Source organism: Celerinatantimonas yamalensis (genome assembly GCF_046054155.1).
In the GTDB taxonomy this organism is placed as follows: domain Bacteria; phylum Pseudomonadota; class Gammaproteobacteria; order Enterobacterales; family Celerinatantimonadaceae; genus Celerinatantimonas; species Celerinatantimonas yamalensis.
The window spans coordinates 178,086-195,420 of sequence record NZ_JBEQCT010000006.1; the positions used below are offsets into that span (position 1 = coordinate 178,086).

The 17,335-nt window shown below is 47.8% G+C and carries 16 protein-coding genes; 8 read left to right on the plus strand and 8 right to left on the minus strand.

Annotated elements, in window-relative coordinates:
- Window positions 1-6 precede the first annotated feature (6 nt).
- Window positions 7-891, minus strand: coding sequence for a DMT family transporter (locus ABUE30_RS13320; RefSeq protein WP_408624290.1), 885 nt, complete (start codon window positions 889-891; stop codon window positions 7-9).
- Between the two features lie 323 nt (window positions 892-1,214).
- Between ABUE30_RS13320 and ABUE30_RS13325 the strand changes: the two genes are divergently transcribed.
- Window positions 1,215-1,748, plus strand: a complete 534-nt coding sequence (locus ABUE30_RS13325) for a GNAT family N-acetyltransferase (protein WP_408624291.1) — start codon at window positions 1,215-1,217, stop codon at window positions 1,746-1,748.
- On the opposite strand, the gene gppA is transcribed toward ABUE30_RS13325, so the two are convergent.
- Together gppA and rhlB are read right to left on the minus strand one after the other, a co-directional pair.
- A complete protein-coding gene (gppA, locus tag ABUE30_RS13330; RefSeq protein WP_408624292.1) occupies window positions 1,745-3,241 on the minus strand; it encodes a guanosine-5'-triphosphate,3'-diphosphate diphosphatase in 1,497 nt (498 codons plus the stop codon). The two genes, ABUE30_RS13325 and gppA, sit on opposite strands and share 4 nt — an antisense overlap.
- 8 nt (window positions 3,242-3,249) lie before the next feature.
- Window positions 3,250-4,572, minus strand: a complete 1,323-nt coding sequence (gene rhlB / locus ABUE30_RS13335; protein WP_408624293.1) for an ATP-dependent RNA helicase RhlB — start codon at window positions 4,570-4,572, stop codon at window positions 3,250-3,252.
- Between the two features lie 119 nt (window positions 4,573-4,691).
- Between rhlB and trxA the strand changes: the two genes are divergently transcribed.
- The 5 genes from trxA (at window position 4,692) to fre (ending at window position 9,891) form a co-directional block, all read left to right on the plus strand.
- Window positions 4,692-5,018: a thioredoxin TrxA gene (gene trxA / locus ABUE30_RS13340; protein ID WP_408624294.1), complete on the plus strand. Its 327-nt coding sequence runs from the start codon at window positions 4,692-4,694 to the stop codon at window positions 5,016-5,018.
- Window positions 5,019-5,245: 227 nt separating this feature from the next.
- Window positions 5,246-6,505 (plus strand): transcription termination factor Rho, encoded by a 1,260-nt coding sequence (gene rho / locus ABUE30_RS13345; protein ID WP_408624295.1) that lies wholly within the window; start codon window positions 5,246-5,248, stop codon window positions 6,503-6,505.
- 245 nt (window positions 6,506-6,750) lie between these two features.
- Complete coding sequence (locus tag ABUE30_RS13350) at window positions 6,751-7,596, plus strand: hypothetical protein (RefSeq protein WP_408624296.1); 846 nt, start codon at window positions 6,751-6,753, stop codon at window positions 7,594-7,596.
- A gap of 9 nt (window positions 7,597-7,605) precedes the next feature.
- Window positions 7,606-9,072 carry a 4-hydroxy-3-polyprenylbenzoate decarboxylase gene (gene ubiD / locus ABUE30_RS13355; protein ID WP_408624298.1) on the plus strand — a complete coding sequence of 489 codons (1,467 nt, stop codon included), beginning with the start codon at window positions 7,606-7,608 and terminating at the stop codon, window positions 9,070-9,072.
- A 126-nt stretch (window positions 9,073-9,198) separates the two neighbouring features.
- On the plus strand, window positions 9,199-9,891 hold the full coding sequence (fre, locus tag ABUE30_RS13360; protein WP_408624299.1) for an NAD(P)H-flavin reductase: 693 nt from the start codon (window positions 9,199-9,201) through the stop codon (window positions 9,889-9,891).
- A gap of 50 nt (window positions 9,892-9,941) precedes the next feature.
- Here the strand turns inward: fre and ABUE30_RS13365 are convergent, their stop codons facing one another.
- The 4 genes from ABUE30_RS13365 to hemC are packed head-to-tail and all read right to left on the minus strand — an operon-like array spanning window position 9,942 to window position 13,904.
- Complete coding sequence (locus ABUE30_RS13365; RefSeq protein ID WP_408624300.1) at window positions 9,942-11,126, minus strand: heme biosynthesis HemY N-terminal domain-containing protein; 1,185 nt, start codon at window positions 11,124-11,126, stop codon at window positions 9,942-9,944.
- On the minus strand, window positions 11,126-12,199 hold the full coding sequence (locus ABUE30_RS13370) for a uroporphyrinogen-III C-methyltransferase (protein ID WP_408624301.1): 1,074 nt from the start codon (window positions 12,197-12,199) through the stop codon (window positions 11,126-11,128). The genes ABUE30_RS13365 and ABUE30_RS13370 overlap by 1 nt, the downstream gene beginning before the upstream one ends.
- A 9-nt stretch (window positions 12,200-12,208) precedes the next feature.
- Window positions 12,209-12,940, minus strand: coding sequence for a uroporphyrinogen-III synthase (locus ABUE30_RS13375; RefSeq protein WP_408624302.1), 732 nt, complete (start codon window positions 12,938-12,940; stop codon window positions 12,209-12,211).
- Complete coding sequence (hemC, locus tag ABUE30_RS13380) at window positions 12,927-13,904, minus strand: hydroxymethylbilane synthase (protein WP_408624303.1); 978 nt, start codon at window positions 13,902-13,904, stop codon at window positions 12,927-12,929. Before hemC ends, ABUE30_RS13375 begins: the two co-directional genes overlap by 14 nt.
- A gap of 384 nt (window positions 13,905-14,288) precedes the next feature.
- On the opposite strand from hemC, the gene ABUE30_RS13385 reads away from it, so the two are divergent.
- The gene (locus ABUE30_RS13385; protein ID WP_408624304.1) at window positions 14,289-16,784 is read left to right on the plus strand and encodes a class I adenylate cyclase; all 2,496 of its coding nucleotides are present in this window, start codon (window positions 14,289-14,291) and stop codon (window positions 16,782-16,784) included.
- Between the two features lie 15 nt (window positions 16,785-16,799).
- On the opposite strand, the gene cyaY is transcribed toward ABUE30_RS13385, so the two are convergent.
- Window positions 16,800-17,111 (minus strand): iron donor protein CyaY, encoded by a 312-nt coding sequence (gene cyaY / locus ABUE30_RS13390; RefSeq protein WP_408624305.1) that lies wholly within the window; start codon window positions 17,109-17,111, stop codon window positions 16,800-16,802.
- Between the two features lie 72 nt (window positions 17,112-17,183).
- Between cyaY and lptM the strand changes: the two genes are divergently transcribed.
- Complete coding sequence (gene lptM, locus ABUE30_RS13395) at window positions 17,184-17,333, plus strand: LPS translocon maturation chaperone LptM (protein ID WP_408624306.1); 150 nt, start codon at window positions 17,184-17,186, stop codon at window positions 17,331-17,333.
- Window positions 17,334-17,335 lie beyond the last annotated feature (2 nt).

A 17,335-nucleotide genomic window follows, 5' to 3' on the forward strand; every position in this document is an offset into this window, starting at 1 on the left:
GTTTGCTCAGCCTAGCAGTAATCCTGAACCAATCACTGTCAACGCCGCAGCAGCCCAAGCGCTGCGCGTTGGCGCCTCTTTGGTATAAAACCACAGCATCGGTAAGATCATAATTGGCGTTGTTGCAGATAACAGTGCAATCATCCCCACATCACCTTTGCGCAGGGCATACAAAATTAATGTCATGCCAACGGCCATCGCTAGAAATCCATTGGCAAAGACCAAGCTGAAAATTCTTCGATTGATAGGATTCTGCGAGCGGCTCAGGCGCGGATATTGCCACCAAAGCAGCAGATGGCAGAGTAGGGCGCAGCTCATACGCACCAATGAGGCTGAAATTGGATCGGCACTGCCTTGCATGGCGGGTTTTGCTAATACGGCGCCTAAACTTTGACATAATGCAGCGAGCAACCCCAAGCCGATGGCGATCATGAGTGAGCCGTGAATACTCTCCCACAAATGTGTGCGTGCTCGGCGACCGAAGAGAATGGCTAACGCTACGCCAATGAACAGTAAAACTGCGCCTAGCAGTTGCCAACCGAGGATCTGTTCGTTAAAAAACACGATGCCAAAGAGCACTGAAAATAGTGCGTTGCAGGTAAATAGCAGATTCGCCCGTCTTGGTCCCATTCGATTCATACAGGCAAACAAAGCGGTATCACCGATAAAGATGCCAATTCCTCCAGAAATCGCAAGCCAGGCTATGTCCTCAGCGCTGAGCGTATGCCAACCGCCACTCATTAGGCTGATGGTGGCTAAGATGGTGCTCACGATTGCCATGCGCCAGCGGCTATAACTAAATGCACCTAAATGGCGAGCCGGTGTGACGGAAATTAAACTCGTTGATGCCCAAAGCGCCGCGGCGATGAGTGCGAGCCATTCATATCCCATGGGACTGTTTTTCCTATATAGGTGGTGTGCTGCGATAGGGGCTTTTGTTGGAGTAGGACTTGTCGCAACAGTCTAACGAACTGAGCAGCATAACATAACAACTTGTTTTTTATGAATAAGGGAGTGAGTTAAAGGGATGCTTTTGAAGATATTATTGATTTAAATATCATTAAAATGGACGACGGACGAGGTGAAATGTGTCTATAATTAACCTGACTCCCAGCGGCGAGCCTGAGCTGTCAGCTGTGCGATAGATCGGAGTTTTTATCCGATAGGTCTGTTAATGTGTTCCCCCAGCTATTGCCATGAGGAGTATGAGGCGAATGAGTAGCTTAAGTCCAACCTTTCGAATTGCTCGGGTTCACGATGAAGATGCAATTCGGAAAATTTATATCCAAGTGTTTGAACGTCCTCAAGAAGCGCAATTTGTTGAAGCTATTCGCCACTTGGACTGTGATCGACTCTCATTAGTGGCTGAAATTGATGGACAAGTGAGTGCTCATTTGTTGGCAAGCCCCGTTTATTTAGATAATCATGCTGATTTAAAATTGATGATCTTGGAGCCTATGGCCGTGATCCCTAAATGCCAAGGTTACGGGGTCGGCTCCGCCATGGTTAATGTTGCCCTCGAGCAGCTCCGCCAGCGAAAGTATGATGCAACAATCGTGATCGGACTGGCCGATTATTATCCACGCTTTGGCTTTCGTATTCTCGAACCATTTGGTTGGCAATGGCCATTTGCAGTGGATGCCCAAGTTGTACAGGTCGCGCCACTGCGTGCAAAACCCTTACCTATTACTCATGATACGCTGCGCTTTAGTGAGCCTTTTAATCGCCTGTTTACACCGCGCGATTAAGCAATATATTCGCTAATATTTAGGTTTTGGTCGCTAGTCGGCGGGGTGTTGCATTCATCTTGTAGCTCAGTATGACGCAATGGATAGTCATCTTGCCAGCCAGGGGGGAGGTTGAGGATCCAGTGCTCTGGGTCATCGACCTCTTGCAGTAAACTAATCGGCAACGGATCACTTTGATTGCGACGCATACTTAAGATAATTGCGATTCGTAGTAACCGAGTGAGAGTGAGCGATCGCTCAAATGACATCGCGCGCTGGCTCTTCAATGCCTCGAGCTGCCAAGGACCACGTTGATTAAGTAGAATCGCTGACACCAAATGTTTTTGTTCAAGGGTAAAACCGGGGAGATCGCTATGATCAATAATATAAGCGGCATGCTGAGGGGCGCGTTTAAATTCAATATTGAGCCCAACTTCATGAAATAGCGCCGCATAGCGCAGCATCTGCCTTTCATGATGATTAAACGCCGGGGCAATTTGCGCTGCCAGTGCCAAGGCATAATCACATACTTGTTTGGCTTGTAGCGGATCGATATGGTGGCGTTTAATAAAACTTTCGGCTGTTTTGGTGCGCACGCTAGATGACGGCTGCTGACTGAGTAAGCCGCAGACGAGCCCTTCACGCAGTGCTCCCCCAGCCAAATTAATCTCAGCTATCTTAAGTGTTTCACATAATGCGATTAAGATCGCCAAGCCACTTGGAAATACTGATCGACGTTCAATGCTTAAACCATCCAATTGCAACTGTTCAAATCGACCGCAAGCAATCACTTGATCACGTAGTTGATAGAGTTTTTTCAATGTCATTGGCTCACCCATTTGCTGGGCAAGCATGATTTCATGAACGGCCTGTACGGTGCCCGATGCGCCAATGCAACTTTGCCAACCGAGCCTGCGATAATCACTCAAATGAGGGGCCAGCAAGGTTTTGGCGGTTGTAGTGGCTTGATCAAATTGCCGCTGTGTTAGCGGCGCATTCCCGGAAAAAAAACGTTTTAACCAAGTGACGCAGCCCATGGTGAGACTATTGAGTAGTAAGGTTTGATTTTGCTCACCAATCACCAGTTCGGTACTCGCTCCGCCGATATCGATCACGAGGCGTCGACCACGACCACTACTGGTACACGCGACGCCACGATAGATAATACTGGCTTCTTCTTCACCGCTAATTACACGGATACGATGGCGTAAAATTTGCTCCGCTTTACTGATAAACTCATCGCGGTTCACCGCTTGGCGCAAGGTTGCTGTGGCGACAATGATTAAGTTCTCAGGGGCAATATCTTGTAACTGCTCAGCGAATAAACTAAGACATTGCCAGCCGCGCGTCATCGCGCCATGATCCAACCGATTATTCTCATCGAGGCCTGCGGCCAGCTGCACTTTACGTTTCACCTTCGCCACCGTTTGGATGGCTCCGCCAAGCTCGCGCACAATGAGCATGTGAAAGCTGTTCGAACCCAGATCAATAGCGGCGTAAAGTGGTAACACCATAAAGCTTCCTATGCTTGCGATGACTGGCTACGCGGTGAATTATTACTGCGCCGACGTCGGGGCCCAGAGTGACTGCGTCGAGAGCGATCATTGCCACCTTTACTACTGCCAGCGCGATTGCCTCGAGGACGATGCAATTTGATTGGTGCGGGTAGATCGGTGAGCAAAGCGTCAGGGTCATATTGAGCAACGGGAATCGGGTGGTTAATATACTCCTCAATGGCTGGTAGATTAAACACATACTCTTCACATGCGAGGCTGATTGCTCGGCCCGTTTCTCCGGCTCGACCAGTGCGCCCAATACGGTGAACATAATCTTCCGCATCATCAGGAAGATCGTAATTTAATACCATCGTCACATGCGGAATATGCAAACCACGGGCGGCTACATCGGTGGCAACGAGAATATCAACGTCACCTTTACTAAACTGATCGAGGATCTTCATCCGTTTGCGCTGTGGAATATCACCGGTTAGCAATCCAACGCGATGACCATCGGCACTCAAGTACCCCCAAACATCTTCACAGCGATGCTTGGTATTGGCAAATACAATGGCTTTATCGGGCCATTCTTCTTCTAAGATAGTTTGAAATAATGCCATTTTTTCGTTATTAGATGGATAGAACAACTCTTCACTAATGCGTGCATTAGTCATTTGCAGCGGTTCAATCATGATGTGTTTAGGCTCATTCATATGTTCAAAGGCGAGCTCTTTAACCTTGTATGAAAGGGTAGCAGAGAACAGCATGTTGAGCCGTTCGCTAGGGGGACTCATGCGCCGCATCAGGTAACGAATATCTTTGATAAATCCTAAGTCAAACATGCGATCGGCTTCATCAAGAACCAATACTTGAATGGCATTAAGATTGAACGCGCCTTGCTTGCAATAGTCGATCATTCGCCCGGTAGTGCCGATTAAAATATCGATCCCCTGATCCAATGTATGACGCTGACTTTCATAACCTTCCCCGCCATACACTAGGCCCATTTTCAGACCAGTTGTGCGGGATAAAGCCTCAGCGTCCCGATGGATTTGGATCGCCAATTCCCGAGTCGGCGCCATCATGATGGCTCGCGGCTGATTAAGCCCACGACCTTCCGGTTCAGGCGTGACTAACAGGTGGTTGAAGGTGGCGACTAAAAATGCCAACGTCTTCCCTGTCCCAGTCTGTGCCTGACCTGCGATGTCTTGTCCTTGCAATAGCACCGGCAGACTTTCAGCCTGAATAGCGGTACAGTTATCGTAGCCTTGCTGCTCCAGTGCGTTAAGCACTTGCGGTTGGAGTCCCAGATCGGCAAATTTCTGGTCTGTTAGATGTTTTTTACTCATTGTTCAAGCATATCAGGTTAGGGTTGCAATAATAAGCAGGATCTATTCAAATAGAGCGACTATATTAGCAAAAGTCTACTCACTTTTTGTGACTTGTATATTGTAACCCGGAGTAAGTAATGAGCGACAACATTGTTCACATAACCGATGCCAGCTTTGAAGAAGCTGTTATTAACGCCAAAGGGCCTGTCATTGTTGATTTTTGGGCGGAGTGGTGTGGCCCTTGTAAAATGATTGCGCCAATCTTAACTGAAGTAGCCGACGAATTTGCTGGTAAGATTACCGTCGCCAAGCTCAACATTGACGAGAATCCTGAAACCGCACCTAAATATGGTATTCGCGGCATACCCACACTGATGATTTTTAAAGATAGTAATGTGGCAGCGACGAAAGTTGGCGCATTATCTAAGACGCAACTAGTTGAATTTATTAACGAAAATATGTAATCTCTGTTAATGGCTAACAACTGTATCTAAGCAAGCCCTGTTTTAGGCTTGCTTTTTACTGGATTTTAACTCACAGTAGTGCTAACTTAGTCAATCGAAGTCTCTGTGTCGACCTACGGCTCATTCCATACTTCAGTCTGTAACGAATCACTTATCATTAAATAAAAACGTAACCTTATACATAATACTGTTTAGGGTCATCCCTAACAACCAAGAAACTCACCACTATGAACTTAACTGAGCTGAAAAATACTCCAGTCCATGACCTAGTCGCGTTAGGCGAAGAGATGGGCTTGGAAAACCTTGCCCGACTACGCAAACAAGATATCATTTTTGCCATCCTAAAAGCCCACGCAAAAAGTGGCGAAGATATCTTCGGTCATGGCGTCTTGGAAATACTGCAGGATGGCTTTGGCTTCTTACGCAGTGCAGACAGTTCCTACATGGCCGGTCCCGATGATATCTATGTGTCACCGAGTCAAATCCGTCGCTTTAATTTGCGTACTGGGGACACCATTGCCGGGAAAATCCGCCCACCTAAAGAAGGCGAACGTTACTTCGCGCTGTTGAAAATTAACGAAGTAAACTATGACAAGCCTGAAAACTCACGCAATAAAGTCTTATTTGAGAACTTAACACCACTGCATGCAACCCGACGGTTGATTATGGAGCGTGGTAATGGTTCAACAGAAGACATTACGGCTCGCGTGCTGGATCTCGCTTCCCCTATTGGTCGAGGTCAACGTGGTTTGATTGTTGCTCCGCCAAAAGCGGGTAAAACCATGTTGCTACAAAATATTGCACAAAATATCGCGTTCAATTATCCCGAATGTGAACTGATGGTTCTGCTTATTGATGAGCGTCCTGAAGAAGTGACTGAGATGCAGCGCTTGGTGAAAGGTGAAGTGATTGCTTCAACCTTTGATGAACCCGCTAGTCGTCATGTGCAAGTCGCTGAAATGGTGATTGAAAAAGCCAAACGACTAGTTGAACACAAAAAAGATGTGGTGATTTTACTCGATTCTATCACTCGTCTGGCCCGTGCTTACAACACCGTGATCCCATCGTCCGGGAAAGTGTTAACGGGGGGGGTAGATGCCAATGCATTGCATCGTCCCAAACGCTTCTTTGGCGCGGCACGTAACGTTGAAGAGGGTGGTAGTCTGACCATTATTGCTACTGCATTGATCGATACCGGCTCAAAAATGGATGAAGTGATCTATGAAGAGTTTAAAGGGACCGGTAATATGGAATTGCACTTGAGCCGCAAGATTGCGGAAAAACGAGTGTATCCTGCGATCGATATCAATCGCTCTGGGACGCGTCGTGAAGAGCTGCTGACCACGCAAGAAGAACTGCAAAAAATGTGGATTTTGCGTAAAATCGTCCATCCGATGGATGAGATCGATGCCATGGAATTTTTGATTGATAAATTGGCAATGACCAAAACCAATGAAGAGTTCTTTGATGCGATGAAGAAAAAATAAGCATCATTATGAGCACACTATATTAGCATTTAACCTGATATATTGACTTGTCAAAAGACCGACCCATGAGGTCGGTTTTTTTATGTGTATCTAGGTGGATGAGGGAACTCAGCCGCTTCATAGCGGTCAATGACAAAGGTGGTAGTTATGCTAGCTGGTGGTGGGTACGTCTAATGCATTGCTTGTAGGGATCCCCAATGTCGGAAAATATGAGATTCATAACAATACTATTGCTGGTGATAAGTGTGCGTCTGCCTGCGGCGGTAAGACCGCCCATTGATAATGGTTTGCCGATTCTCGTTCAGGCGAAAAAAGAGATGCGCAGCGGCAATTTAGCTTGGTTGCAGTACCACATTCCAACATTGGCCCCCAAACAGCGTGAGCCGCTGTTATATGTATTATTGAGCCAATATTATCAATTCCAAGCGGTGATCCCGCACTCATTATTACCATGGCTTCAGCAAATCGCCCATGAGCGGCCGACCTTAATGGAAACAACCCAGAGCGATGGTTATCAGATCACTCACCCACGATACGACTATCCGGCCTTGGCGCGAGCGATTATTCGCCATTGGCAAATGCAGCAGCGTCGCAAGCTCTATGCCGATCAATTGCGCGAAGGGCAATTCCCTTGGTCGCAAATATTTCGAGCCGATAATGCCAAGTTACTCGCTCAGCAACAAAGTGTGGTTGATGCCTTAGGTGTGCTCGATCATAAGCAGCTTTGGCGTACCTATCGAAGCATTGAGCAGCATCATTACTATTTTCCAGATAACAGCGTCCTGGCTGCGATTGCCTATCATCTCGAAGATCCATCACTCTTGGCAACGTTGTTTGCTCATCCCGTTGACCAATACAGTGTCAATGCTGCCAAAGCGATTGCCAATCATTTTGCACCTGCGATGGCGTTCGCAACGTTGACCCAAGCGCTGTCGTATCCGCAGATGCGTGATTATGCCTTAGATGCCATCGCGATTCTCGCCAAGCGCTATCCGAATGCTTTAAACTACCTCAAACAACTCAGTCAAAAGGGCTCGCTTCGCCAGCAAGCGACACAAGTGCTAGCGCGCCATAAGCTGATTAAACCTTAAGGGGAGCTGATGAAATATCGAGATCTTCGCGAGTTTATCGCTTTATTAGAAGAACGCGGTGAACTAAAACGGATCAAACAACCCATTGACGCTTATTTGGAGATCACCGAAATCTGTGATCGAACGCTTAAGCGTGCTGGGCCAGCACTATTGTTTGAGCAGGTGAAAGGCTATGACATGCCCGTCTTGGGGAATCTCTTTGGCACGCCTGAGCGTGTTGCATTAGGCATGGGCCGTGATAGCGTTAGTGAACTGCGTGATGTGGGGCAGTGGTTATCCTATCTCAAAGAGCCTGAGCCACCGAAGGGCTTTAAAGAGCTGATGGAAAAATTACCCATTTTTAAGCAAGTTCTCAATATGCCCACCAAAAAAGTACGGCATGCGCCGTGTCAGGAAGTCGTGTTAAGCGCCGATGAAGTGGACTTAGATAAATTGCCCATTCAAACCTGCTGGCCAGGGGATGCTGCGCCGCTTGTGACGTGGGGGTTAACGGTCACGCGTGGACCCTTTAAAAAGCGGCAAAATCTTGGGATCTATCGCCAGCAAAAGTTAGCCAAAAATAAGTTGATTATGCGCTGGCTTTCTCACCGAGGCGGTGCATTGGACTATCTTGAGTGGCAAGAGGTTAATCCAGGTAAACCTTATCCGGTGGCAGTGGCGTTAGGATGTGACCCCGCGACCATCCTTGGCGCAGTGACGCCGGTACCGGATACTCTATCTGAGTACGCATTTGCTGGTTTGCTGCGCGGATCACGCACTGAAGTTGTCCAATGCATTAGCTGCGATTTAGAAGTGCCAGCGAGCGCTGAGATTGTGTTAGAGGGGTATTTGGTGCCCGGTGAAACAGCGCTTGAAGGCCCCTATGGCGATCATACTGGCTATTACAATGAGACCGATGAATTTCCCGTATTTACCATCACTCATATCACGCATCGGCGCGATCCTATCTATCATAGTACCTACACCGGCCGTCCACCGGATGAGCCTGCGATTTTAGGCAAAGCGCTCAATGAAGTTTTTGTCCCCATTTTACAAAAGCAGTTTCCTGAAATTGTTGACTTTTATCTACCTCCTGAAGGTTGCTCTTACCGAATGGCCGTGGTGACGATGAAAAAGCAATATCCTGGGCATGCCAAACGAGTCATGATGGGGGTTTGGTCCTATTTACGCCAGTTTATGTATACTAAATTTGTGATTGTCTGTGATGACGATATCGATGCGCGTAATTGGGAAGATGTGATTTGGGCGATCACCACGCGGATGGATCCTGCACGTGATACCGTAATGGTGGAAAACACCCCGATCGATTATTTAGATTTTGCCTCGCCGGTTACCGGTCTAGGTTCTAAAATGGGACTAGATGCCACCAATAAATGGCCTGGCGAAACCGCGCGAGAATGGGGACATGTCATTCACATGGATGAGCAAGTGTGCCAGCGCATTGATGCGCTATGGCCCTCTTTGGGAATTGATTAGTCACTATGAATCAGGTGTAATGCTCATCTGATTAACGCTTACCTCACAAAAAATGCGATAATAGTTAACTTAAGCCCGAGTATTTGTACTTGGGCGGATCTCGCCACTAGCTACCATGGAGTTTGCATGAAACGGATGAGTTGTCAGGTTGAACTGCTAAGTCCCATCTTAGATGATGTTTATAATGTCGTCTTAACCCCCGACCAAAACGTCGATTTTACCGCAGGGCAATATTTACAAGTGGTGATGGCTGATGATGATAAGCGCCCCTTTTCGATCGCCAATGCCCCTGGGCAGCACACCCTTGAGTTACATATCGGCGCTCCTGCTAATAACGGCTATGCTGGCCAAGTGATTGAACGTTTGCACAGTCAACCAAGCATCGATGTGGAATTGCCCTTTGGCCGCGCGACCATTGATAAAGTGCCGCCACGTGATGTATTAGTGATGGTGGGAGGAACCGGTTTTTCTTATGCCAAATCACTGATCGAATATCTCAACCAAATTCCTCATCAGCAACGGGTCTATCTGTACTGGGGAGGACGTAATTTAGGTGGGTTGTATCTATTTGAATTAGCGCAGCAGTGGCATGATGACAAAAAGATTGAATTTGTTCCGGTTATCGAGCAGAGCATTGCGCATTGGCAGGGAAAAATCGGGTTAGTTCATGAAGCCGTTTTAGCTGATTTTCCATCGATGAGCGAACTTGATGTGTATATTGCGGGGCGCTTTGAGATGGCGGCTGTCGCTCGTGATGCGTTTGTTGCACAAGGATTACCACTGTCGCAGTTACACGCTGACGCTTATGAATTCATTTAAACATTCCATAGCGTAAGTCCTTCAGCCTAGAGGTGGCTTTGGCTACTGATCTAGGCGGTAAGGCTACGATAAGCCAACGCTTTTTGATACCAACTTAGCGCTTGTTCATTGTCATGGCGAGCGGCGCAAATATCCCCAAGTAATCGATATGTTCGGGCACTGGCTTGGATATTTTGGCTTGTTTGTAACTGCTGCTGTGCTTCATCAAGTTGCCCCTGAAGGATATAAACAGCGCCTAGCACAGTGAGTAATTGGGCATGTTGAGGTTCAGATTTAGCTAGTTTTTGTAGCAGTGGCAGTAACTTGAGTGAATCTTCTTTTGCTAGCTTGGGCACCAGATTGAGTGCAACCTCATCAATGGGTTTCGCTTTGAGCTGCTTTTGTAAACAAGTTGCCAGCAGCTCCCCTCGGTCCAAGGTTAACATGGCGCTGTGGGCCGCTTTAATCACCCAGCTTTGTTGACGGAATTTACGCGATAAACCGTGCCAATAGTTATCAAAGACGGCATGCCCTTCTTTGGCTAATTGATCAAATTTACCTGTATAGCTATATACTTGCTCACTTTGCCAGCGTTCGGGTTGAAATTTGGCAAGCTGCTCTAAAACCTCCAACTGACTATCCCAGTTGTGGTCTGCTTTCGCCAATTGGTAGCGGATCTGTAAAGCTGACGGGCGATGACGTTGACTGGCTGGTAATTGATCGAGTAACGTGCGCGCAGCTTCTAGATCGCCAGCCTCAAGTTTTAATTTAGCGCGTGCTAACCACACTGCTTGACGCGTTTGTGAGTTAGGGCTCTGTTTGTCGGCTTTTTCGAGCAATTTATCGCTGACGCCCAAATCACCTTGACTGGCCGCGGCGCGCGCGGCTGACAGATAGTTTAATGAGGGTGAATCACTGCTGCGTGCCGATTTAGCCAGTTGTTCTTGGGCATCTTGATAGTCCCCTTGGTACAGTGACAGTAACCCTTGCTGGGTCTGCAGTCGCGCGTTGCGTTGGCGCCGATTACGCCAGTGCCCAAGCATGCCTGGGCCTGAGCGCCACAGTTGTTTGAGCAATTGAAACAACAGTTGTGCAATGATATAAAATACAATCAGAGCGGTTATCCCAGCGACGACGGACATCTCTATGGTGTAATGTCCCATCGCAATCAAGACATACCCCTGTCGCCCCTCCAGCAATGGGCCTGCTAGCATCCCTGCCGCTGCAACCAATAGAACTAAAAACAGCCGAATCATTACTTTTGCTCCTCGGAAGTCTCTGGATGACTCGCCTTAGCGACAGCCTGGTCGATAAGTGCTACTGAACTGAATTGAGCTGGCGTAGCTGCGTTAATAGACTCGCTTTGCAATTTGCTCAAGGTGCGCACTAGATGGGCTGAGGCTGGATTATGGCTAAAATAGTCGTTGATCCAACGAGTTGCGGTTGCGAGGCTTTGCTGATAAAGCTGTTGGCGATGTTGGCCTGCCGCGATGGCCGCTTGTTGTAATTGTAGCTGTAAATTCTGTTTTAAATACCATACTTTGTCCGGCGCCAGTAATGGTTTGACATCACTATTACGGCGACGAACGGTAATAAACTGATCGATAAAGTGATGCCAACTTGCTGCCAGCGAGGCCTTCCAACCGCTTTGGCTGGACGCAGTGGGTTGATCTTGTACTTTCGGAAGGGTCACGCGAGTGAGTGCGAGCTCTGTAACTTGCTGGCTCAGGCTATCAATTTGAATCATGATGCCTTCAATATCAATTTTAGGCAGAGCATCAAGCTGATTGATATCATCTGCAATGGCACGGCGTAGTGCAATATATTGTGGATCGTGCAATTGCAAGACGCTCTGATCGGCACTTTGCAGCAGTGTCTTCGCTGAAGTCATATCGCTTTCAAGCAATGCCTTGCGAGCGGCTAAATGGATAAGATATTGCGATTCATACAACCGCCATTGGTTTAGATCATGTAAATTGAGCTGAGAAAAGCGCTGCTTCAGTGCCTGAGTATCACTTTGCAATTGGCTTAAAATCACTTTATTTTGCGAGCGTTGGGTGGCCAGATTCTGCTGAGTCTGGCTGAGCTGTTCACGGAGCTGGGCATCTTGTTTGGTCGCGGTCATGGCCGCTTTGGTTAGATTTGTTTGCAGTTGGCTATTTTGGGTGTTGAGCGAGCTGACCTGTTGATTCAAGGCATGTATCTGCTGCCAGCCATATCCCGCAATAGCGATAGAAACCACTAACGCAAACCCCGATAATAGTAATCCTCCTTTTAGCGAACCTGTTTTGGCTTGCTCAGGCGGATATTGAGGTGATGACTCGGACATAGCGGTTCCTTAAACAATAGATTCTAGAGTTGCCAAAAGGGCATCACAATTGGCTCCCCTACAGTTATACACATGATGAAAGGGAAAATCGATGAGTTGTGCGACCCTAGCACTGGGAACGGCTAAAGAACAGCTTGCCAACCACGATTGAGCCTGATGTTGTTTTGCAGTATGGATAAGATGAGTGACCTGAGTGGCGCTACTGCAAACGATGACGTTAATCCCCTGGATTTGCCACATTGCGAACTGCTCGGCACTGATCGGTTGTAACATTTGTTGATAGCTGCATAACTCGGTGACACTTTGGGTGATCGCCTGCAGCTGAGTTGGCAACCAATTGCGGCTGATTTGTCCGCGCAATATTAATAGCTGCTGTGAGCCGATATTTGGCTGCACCTGAAAATAGGCGAGCATCCCTTCACTTGTTGCTTGCTCTGGGCATGTAACATCAAGCCCCAATTGTCGCCAGTGCTGAGCGCTTGAGTCGCCCATCGCCACATAATGACAATCAGGCCAAAACTCAGGCTGGCAAAACAGACTAGAGCGTGGGCTAAGTGCAATGATTGTATCAAAACTGCGAAAATAATTGGCCAGCGCCACGCCTTGAAAGGGGAGGCACCCTTTAAAGTCAAGCAGTGGTGTGCCCCATGCTTGCACTCCGTTAGCGCGCAACTGCTGAGTATCGGCGCTATTGGCGGGCTGAGGGCGAGTGAGCAAGAACCGCCGGTTAGAGGCCTTCATCGGCTAGGTCCTGCAAAATGCGATCCGCGCCTTGATCAAGTAGCGCTTGTGCCAATCGGATACCTAATTGCTCGGCATCTTGGCGAGGGCCATGTTGCTCGGCTCGGATAATAGTTTGTCCGTCGCTAGCGCCAACCAGTCCGTGAATATGCAATTGATCATGTTCATCGAGCGTCGCGTAACCACCAATCGGTACCTGACAGCCGCCATTAAGGTGTGTATTCATCGCCCGCTCAGCGAGTACTCGATCGCGGGTGTCAGCGTCATCCAGCGGTGCGAGCAGACGCTGCACGATGGCATCATCGCTGCGACATTCGATACCAACGGCACCTTGTCCACAAGCGGGTAGACTCAACTCGGCGGGGATAGCACGAGTAATGCGCTCCGAGAGTGCAAGACGCTCAAGTCCGGCACAGGCTAAAATAATCGCATCATATTCGCCCGCATCCAGCTTACTTAATCGGGTGCCAACATTGCCGCGTAAATTACGAATGACCAAATCAGGACGATGCGCTTTGAGCTGGCATTGCCGGCGCAAGCTCGATGTGCCAACCACTGCGCCGTGAGGCAACTGCTCGATGGTGGCCACGGTGTTACTGACAAACGCATCCAATGGATTGCCGCGCGCGCAAATAGTCTGTAAACATAGACCGTCGGGAAACGCCATTGGCACATCTTTCATCGAATGCACCGCAATGTCAGCGTGACCCTCTAGCATCGCGACTTCTAGTTCTTTGACAAATAGTCCCTTGCCACCGATTTTAGCCAGGGGAGTATCGAGCAATTTATCGCCGCGAGTCACAATAGGGACAAACTCGACAATGAGATCGCGATGGTGGCTGAGTAAGGCCTGTTTAACATAGTCAGCTTGCCACAGGGCTAGGGCGCTTTGACGGGTGGCGATACGAAGAGTTGGCACGGTAGATAGTCCCCCTAAAACCGGATGAGTGAAATAGATAATCATGGTCAGCGCTTAATCATCGCTGGAACCATCGCTTTTTGCCACTACCATGCATAGGCAAAAAGCATAAGTTATCTTTATGATAACATGCTTTACTAAGCAACATCTGCCCCTCACTTCGCGTTAACGGTATTTGCCTTGGTGTTTTATCTGTTGTGCTGGCGGGGGAAATTAGGTGGATATTGACGGCTATTGATCGAGCGCGGCTAGCGCGTCGATGCGCGTATCGATGGGACATTCAAATAGCCTTGATTTTATTGGTGGTTTTTTCATCGCTTTAGTTTACCGTTTTAGGATAAACTGTTACCATCGTCACACTGTGATTGTGGTTAATTTTTCCTGCAACCGAGGCAAGAGGCCGCGGTCATAAAGCCTTTAGGTCCAGTTTTGCAACAACATATTGATGAATATTTAGCTCGGGCCAGTCTATATACTGAACGCCGACGAGCGTTAGCACTGCAAAGTATGAGCGATACCGCCCGGCAGACGTTTGAACTGTTGCCGCTATTGTTGCATTTTAATCACCCAAGTTTACCTGGATTTGTGGGCGATGAAACGCCACATGGCGTTAGCCAGTTTTGTGCCAGCGCGGCGCAGCTGCAGATGTTATGTAATGATTTTGGCTGTGATGTTAGTGAACCTGAGTGTCCTCACATTTGGGGACTCTATAGCATGGGTAGTACAGCCTCGATGGGACAGTCAACCGAGAGCGATCTAGACATTTGGGTTTGCCACGGTAGCCAGTTATCCATTGCTAAGCGTGCGCTCTTGCAAGGCAAATGCAGTGCTATTAGTGATTGGGCCGCCAATCGCCATGTTGAGTTAAACTTCTTTTTGGTTGAAGAAAACCAGTTTAAAACCGGTACGATCAGTGAACTGTCTGCAGATAACTGTGGCAGTGCGCAGCATTTGTTATTGCTCGATGAGTTTTATCGGACAGCGCTACGCATTGCGGGGAAATACTTAGTCTGGTACGCGGTGCCGGCCGATATGTCGATGCCTTATGATGATTTTGTTGCAGAACAGATCGCCAATGGCGTGTTTGATCCCGACTCTTGGCTTGATCTAGGTGGGCTCGATGCAATACCTGCCGAAGAATATTTTGGCTCAGCATTATGGCAACTATACAAAGGCATCGATTCGCCCTACAAAGCGGTGCTTAAACTGGTGTTAATGGAAGCCTATTCGGCTGACTACCCGCATACCCGCCTGCTGGCTTGTGAGGCTAAATCACGCTTTCAAAATAGTGATGAATTTGACCATCGGCTTGACCCTTATTTTATGATGCTGCAACGCGTGACCGATTATCTCAAGCGGATCAGTGACAATAAGCGACTTGATTTGGTACGGCGTTGCTTTTACCTAAAAAATAATGAGCGGTTTAGTTTACCCAATTTATTTGGCCATCAAGACTGGCCGCGACAGGTGATGAAACATCTGGTACGCGAATGGCAGTGGGATGATGCCCAGTTACGTTATCTCAATACCCGCCAATGCTGGGGCGTTGTGGAGGTGAAAGCGGCTTATTCTGAACTGCTAGATGCGTTAATGCTGAGCTATCGTAACTTGATCCATTTTGCTCGGCGCAATGATATTAGTGAATCGATTAACGCTGAAGATATCGGTATTTTATCGCGTAAACTTTATGCCGCGTTTGAAAGTTTACCGGGAAAAGTGACCCAAATTAACCCGCAAATTTCCCCCGATCTCGGCGAAACCGATCTCTCGTTTGTGCAGGTGCTTGAAGGGAGCGCGAATGCGAAAGGTTGGTATCTGTATCGCCAGCCATTAGATAGCCGGATGATGGTGGGTGAGAAAATGCTCGAACATGCCGCTTATATTAGCAAATTAGTGGCATGGGGCTATTTTAATCAGTTGTTGATGAGTGATACTCGGGTGCATGTAAAAATCAAATCCGGAGAGCTCGATGATGTGAAACTCAAAGAATTTACCGAAGATTTGCGCCATGCGTTTCCGGTAAAAGTACCCTCGGCCTCTAATTTGGCACTCACGCGACCATGCGAAATCAATCACTTAGGTATCTTTCTCAATTTGGAAAATGACCCAACGGCGAACTGGGCAGGGAAAGTGATTGAATTTGATGCCGCTGAGCCGGACACCTTCGCGTTTGGCGCACAATCCGAGTGTTTAATTGGCTCGATTGATCTGGTTTATCGTAACTCTTGGCATGAAGTGCGCACCCTTCACTTTAGTGGCGATCAGGCCGTGACCGATTCTTTAGTGACTCTTTTGAGTAAAATGCACCGCGATGCTAACCCGCCTGAGCATATCGATGTGTTTTGCTATAGCAGTCACTTCCGACCCGTGATTTTAACCGATTATCGTCAGCTGCTGCTTGAATGTATTCGTCATCGTTTGGCCAGTGATAATCGCCGCACCATTAAAACTTTAACACTGGGTGCCCATAAATATGGGATCTTTTTTGAAGAGCGCGGTGTATCGGTCAAACCGCTAGATAACAGCATCGATTTTTACACCGAACATTCCAGTCGCAAGTTAGAACGGATGACGCTGCGCCTTGATGCGGGGAAAAACTTAAGTATTCCAGCCATCGTTAATGCACAGGCTAGTGAAGGACTGGTGCAATACTTTTTTGAACAGCACAATCTAGATCTCAATATCTATATTGTTGATGAGCAAAACCGCGTCGAAGTGTATCAACAGTTTGACGGCTCTAAAGATGAATTGGTGCAAGGAATCAACCGCTTTTACACCTCAAGCCGTGAATTTGACTCGGTACAAGCGCCCATTAACTTTAATTTGCCGCAATACTACGACATTATTGAAGAAAATGGGCAAGTACTGGTGCGTCCATACCGCAGCCCCGTAGCCCATGATGGCGTGCAACAGGCGCAGGCCTAACCGAAGCTTTTTGGGCTACAGCGCCAGTGTTTCACCACTTTGGCGCTTGATGGCTTCGATTAAAAAACTGAGCAGTTCACCACCGCCTCGGTTGTCTATCCATTGACCGTCTTGGTACTCAAAATGATGTCCGTCAAATTTAGTCGCAACCCAAATTTGGTGCAGCGGTTCTTGCTTATTAATGACAATGTGGCTGGCGTTTTCAAACATCAGTTTGAGTAGGCCACTTTCGCCTTCATAATCAATCTCGCCGTCATGGTTATCCAACGCGTCTTCAAGTTGGCTGAAAATTAGATCCGCTAATTGGTGAAATTCACTGTCTGTCATGTCAGTTATCCTATTGCTTTTCTCGTCTTGAATGCGATGATAAAGGCATTTGTACTAGGATGAAACTCAATTATGACAACTCGTATTGTGTTGCTAGCGACTTTGCTCATCGGTTTAGTCGGTTGTGGTCAAAAGGGACCTCTATATTCTCCGTATCCAGCTAAGACCAACGCAGCGGTTAGCCAAAGTAGTGCAGGCATTGCGCCCAGCCCCGGCGAATAACC

Bases quoted from the DNA above. Each gene is read 5' to 3' on its own strand.
- ABUE30_RS13320 (WP_408624290.1), bottom strand. From the start codon at position 891: ATGGGATATGAATGGCTCGCACTCATCGCCGCGGCGCTTTGGGCATCA.
- ABUE30_RS13325 (WP_408624291.1), top strand. From the start codon at position 1,215: ATGAGTAGCTTAAGTCCAACCTTTCGAATTGCTCGGGTTCACGATGAA.
- gppA (WP_408624292.1), bottom strand. From the start codon at position 3,241: ATGGTGTTACCACTTTACGCCGCTATTGATCTGGGTTCGAACAGCTTT.
- rhlB (WP_408624293.1), bottom strand. From the start codon at position 4,572: ATGAGTAAAAAACATCTAACAGACCAGAAATTTGCCGATCTGGGACTC.
- trxA (WP_408624294.1), top strand. From the start codon at position 4,692: ATGAGCGACAACATTGTTCACATAACCGATGCCAGCTTTGAAGAAGCT.
- rho (WP_408624295.1), top strand. From the start codon at position 5,246: ATGAACTTAACTGAGCTGAAAAATACTCCAGTCCATGACCTAGTCGCG.
- ubiD (WP_408624298.1), top strand. From the start codon at position 7,606: ATGAAATATCGAGATCTTCGCGAGTTTATCGCTTTATTAGAAGAACGC.
- fre (WP_408624299.1), top strand. From the start codon at position 9,199: ATGAAACGGATGAGTTGTCAGGTTGAACTGCTAAGTCCCATCTTAGAT.
- ABUE30_RS13365 (WP_408624300.1), bottom strand. From the start codon at position 11,126: ATGATTCGGCTGTTTTTAGTTCTATTGGTTGCAGCGGCAGGGATGCTA.
- ABUE30_RS13370 (WP_408624301.1), bottom strand. From the start codon at position 12,199: ATGTCCGAGTCATCACCTCAATATCCGCCTGAGCAAGCCAAAACAGGT.
- ABUE30_RS13375 (WP_408624302.1), bottom strand. From the start codon at position 12,940: ATGAAGGCCTCTAACCGGCGGTTCTTGCTCACTCGCCCTCAGCCCGCC.
- hemC (WP_408624303.1), bottom strand. From the start codon at position 13,904: ATGATTATCTATTTCACTCATCCGGTTTTAGGGGGACTATCTACCGTG.
- cyaY (WP_408624305.1), bottom strand. From the start codon at position 17,111: ATGACAGACAGTGAATTTCACCAATTAGCGGATCTAATTTTCAGCCAA.
- lptM (WP_408624306.1), top strand. From the start codon at position 17,184: ATGACAACTCGTATTGTGTTGCTAGCGACTTTGCTCATCGGTTTAGTC.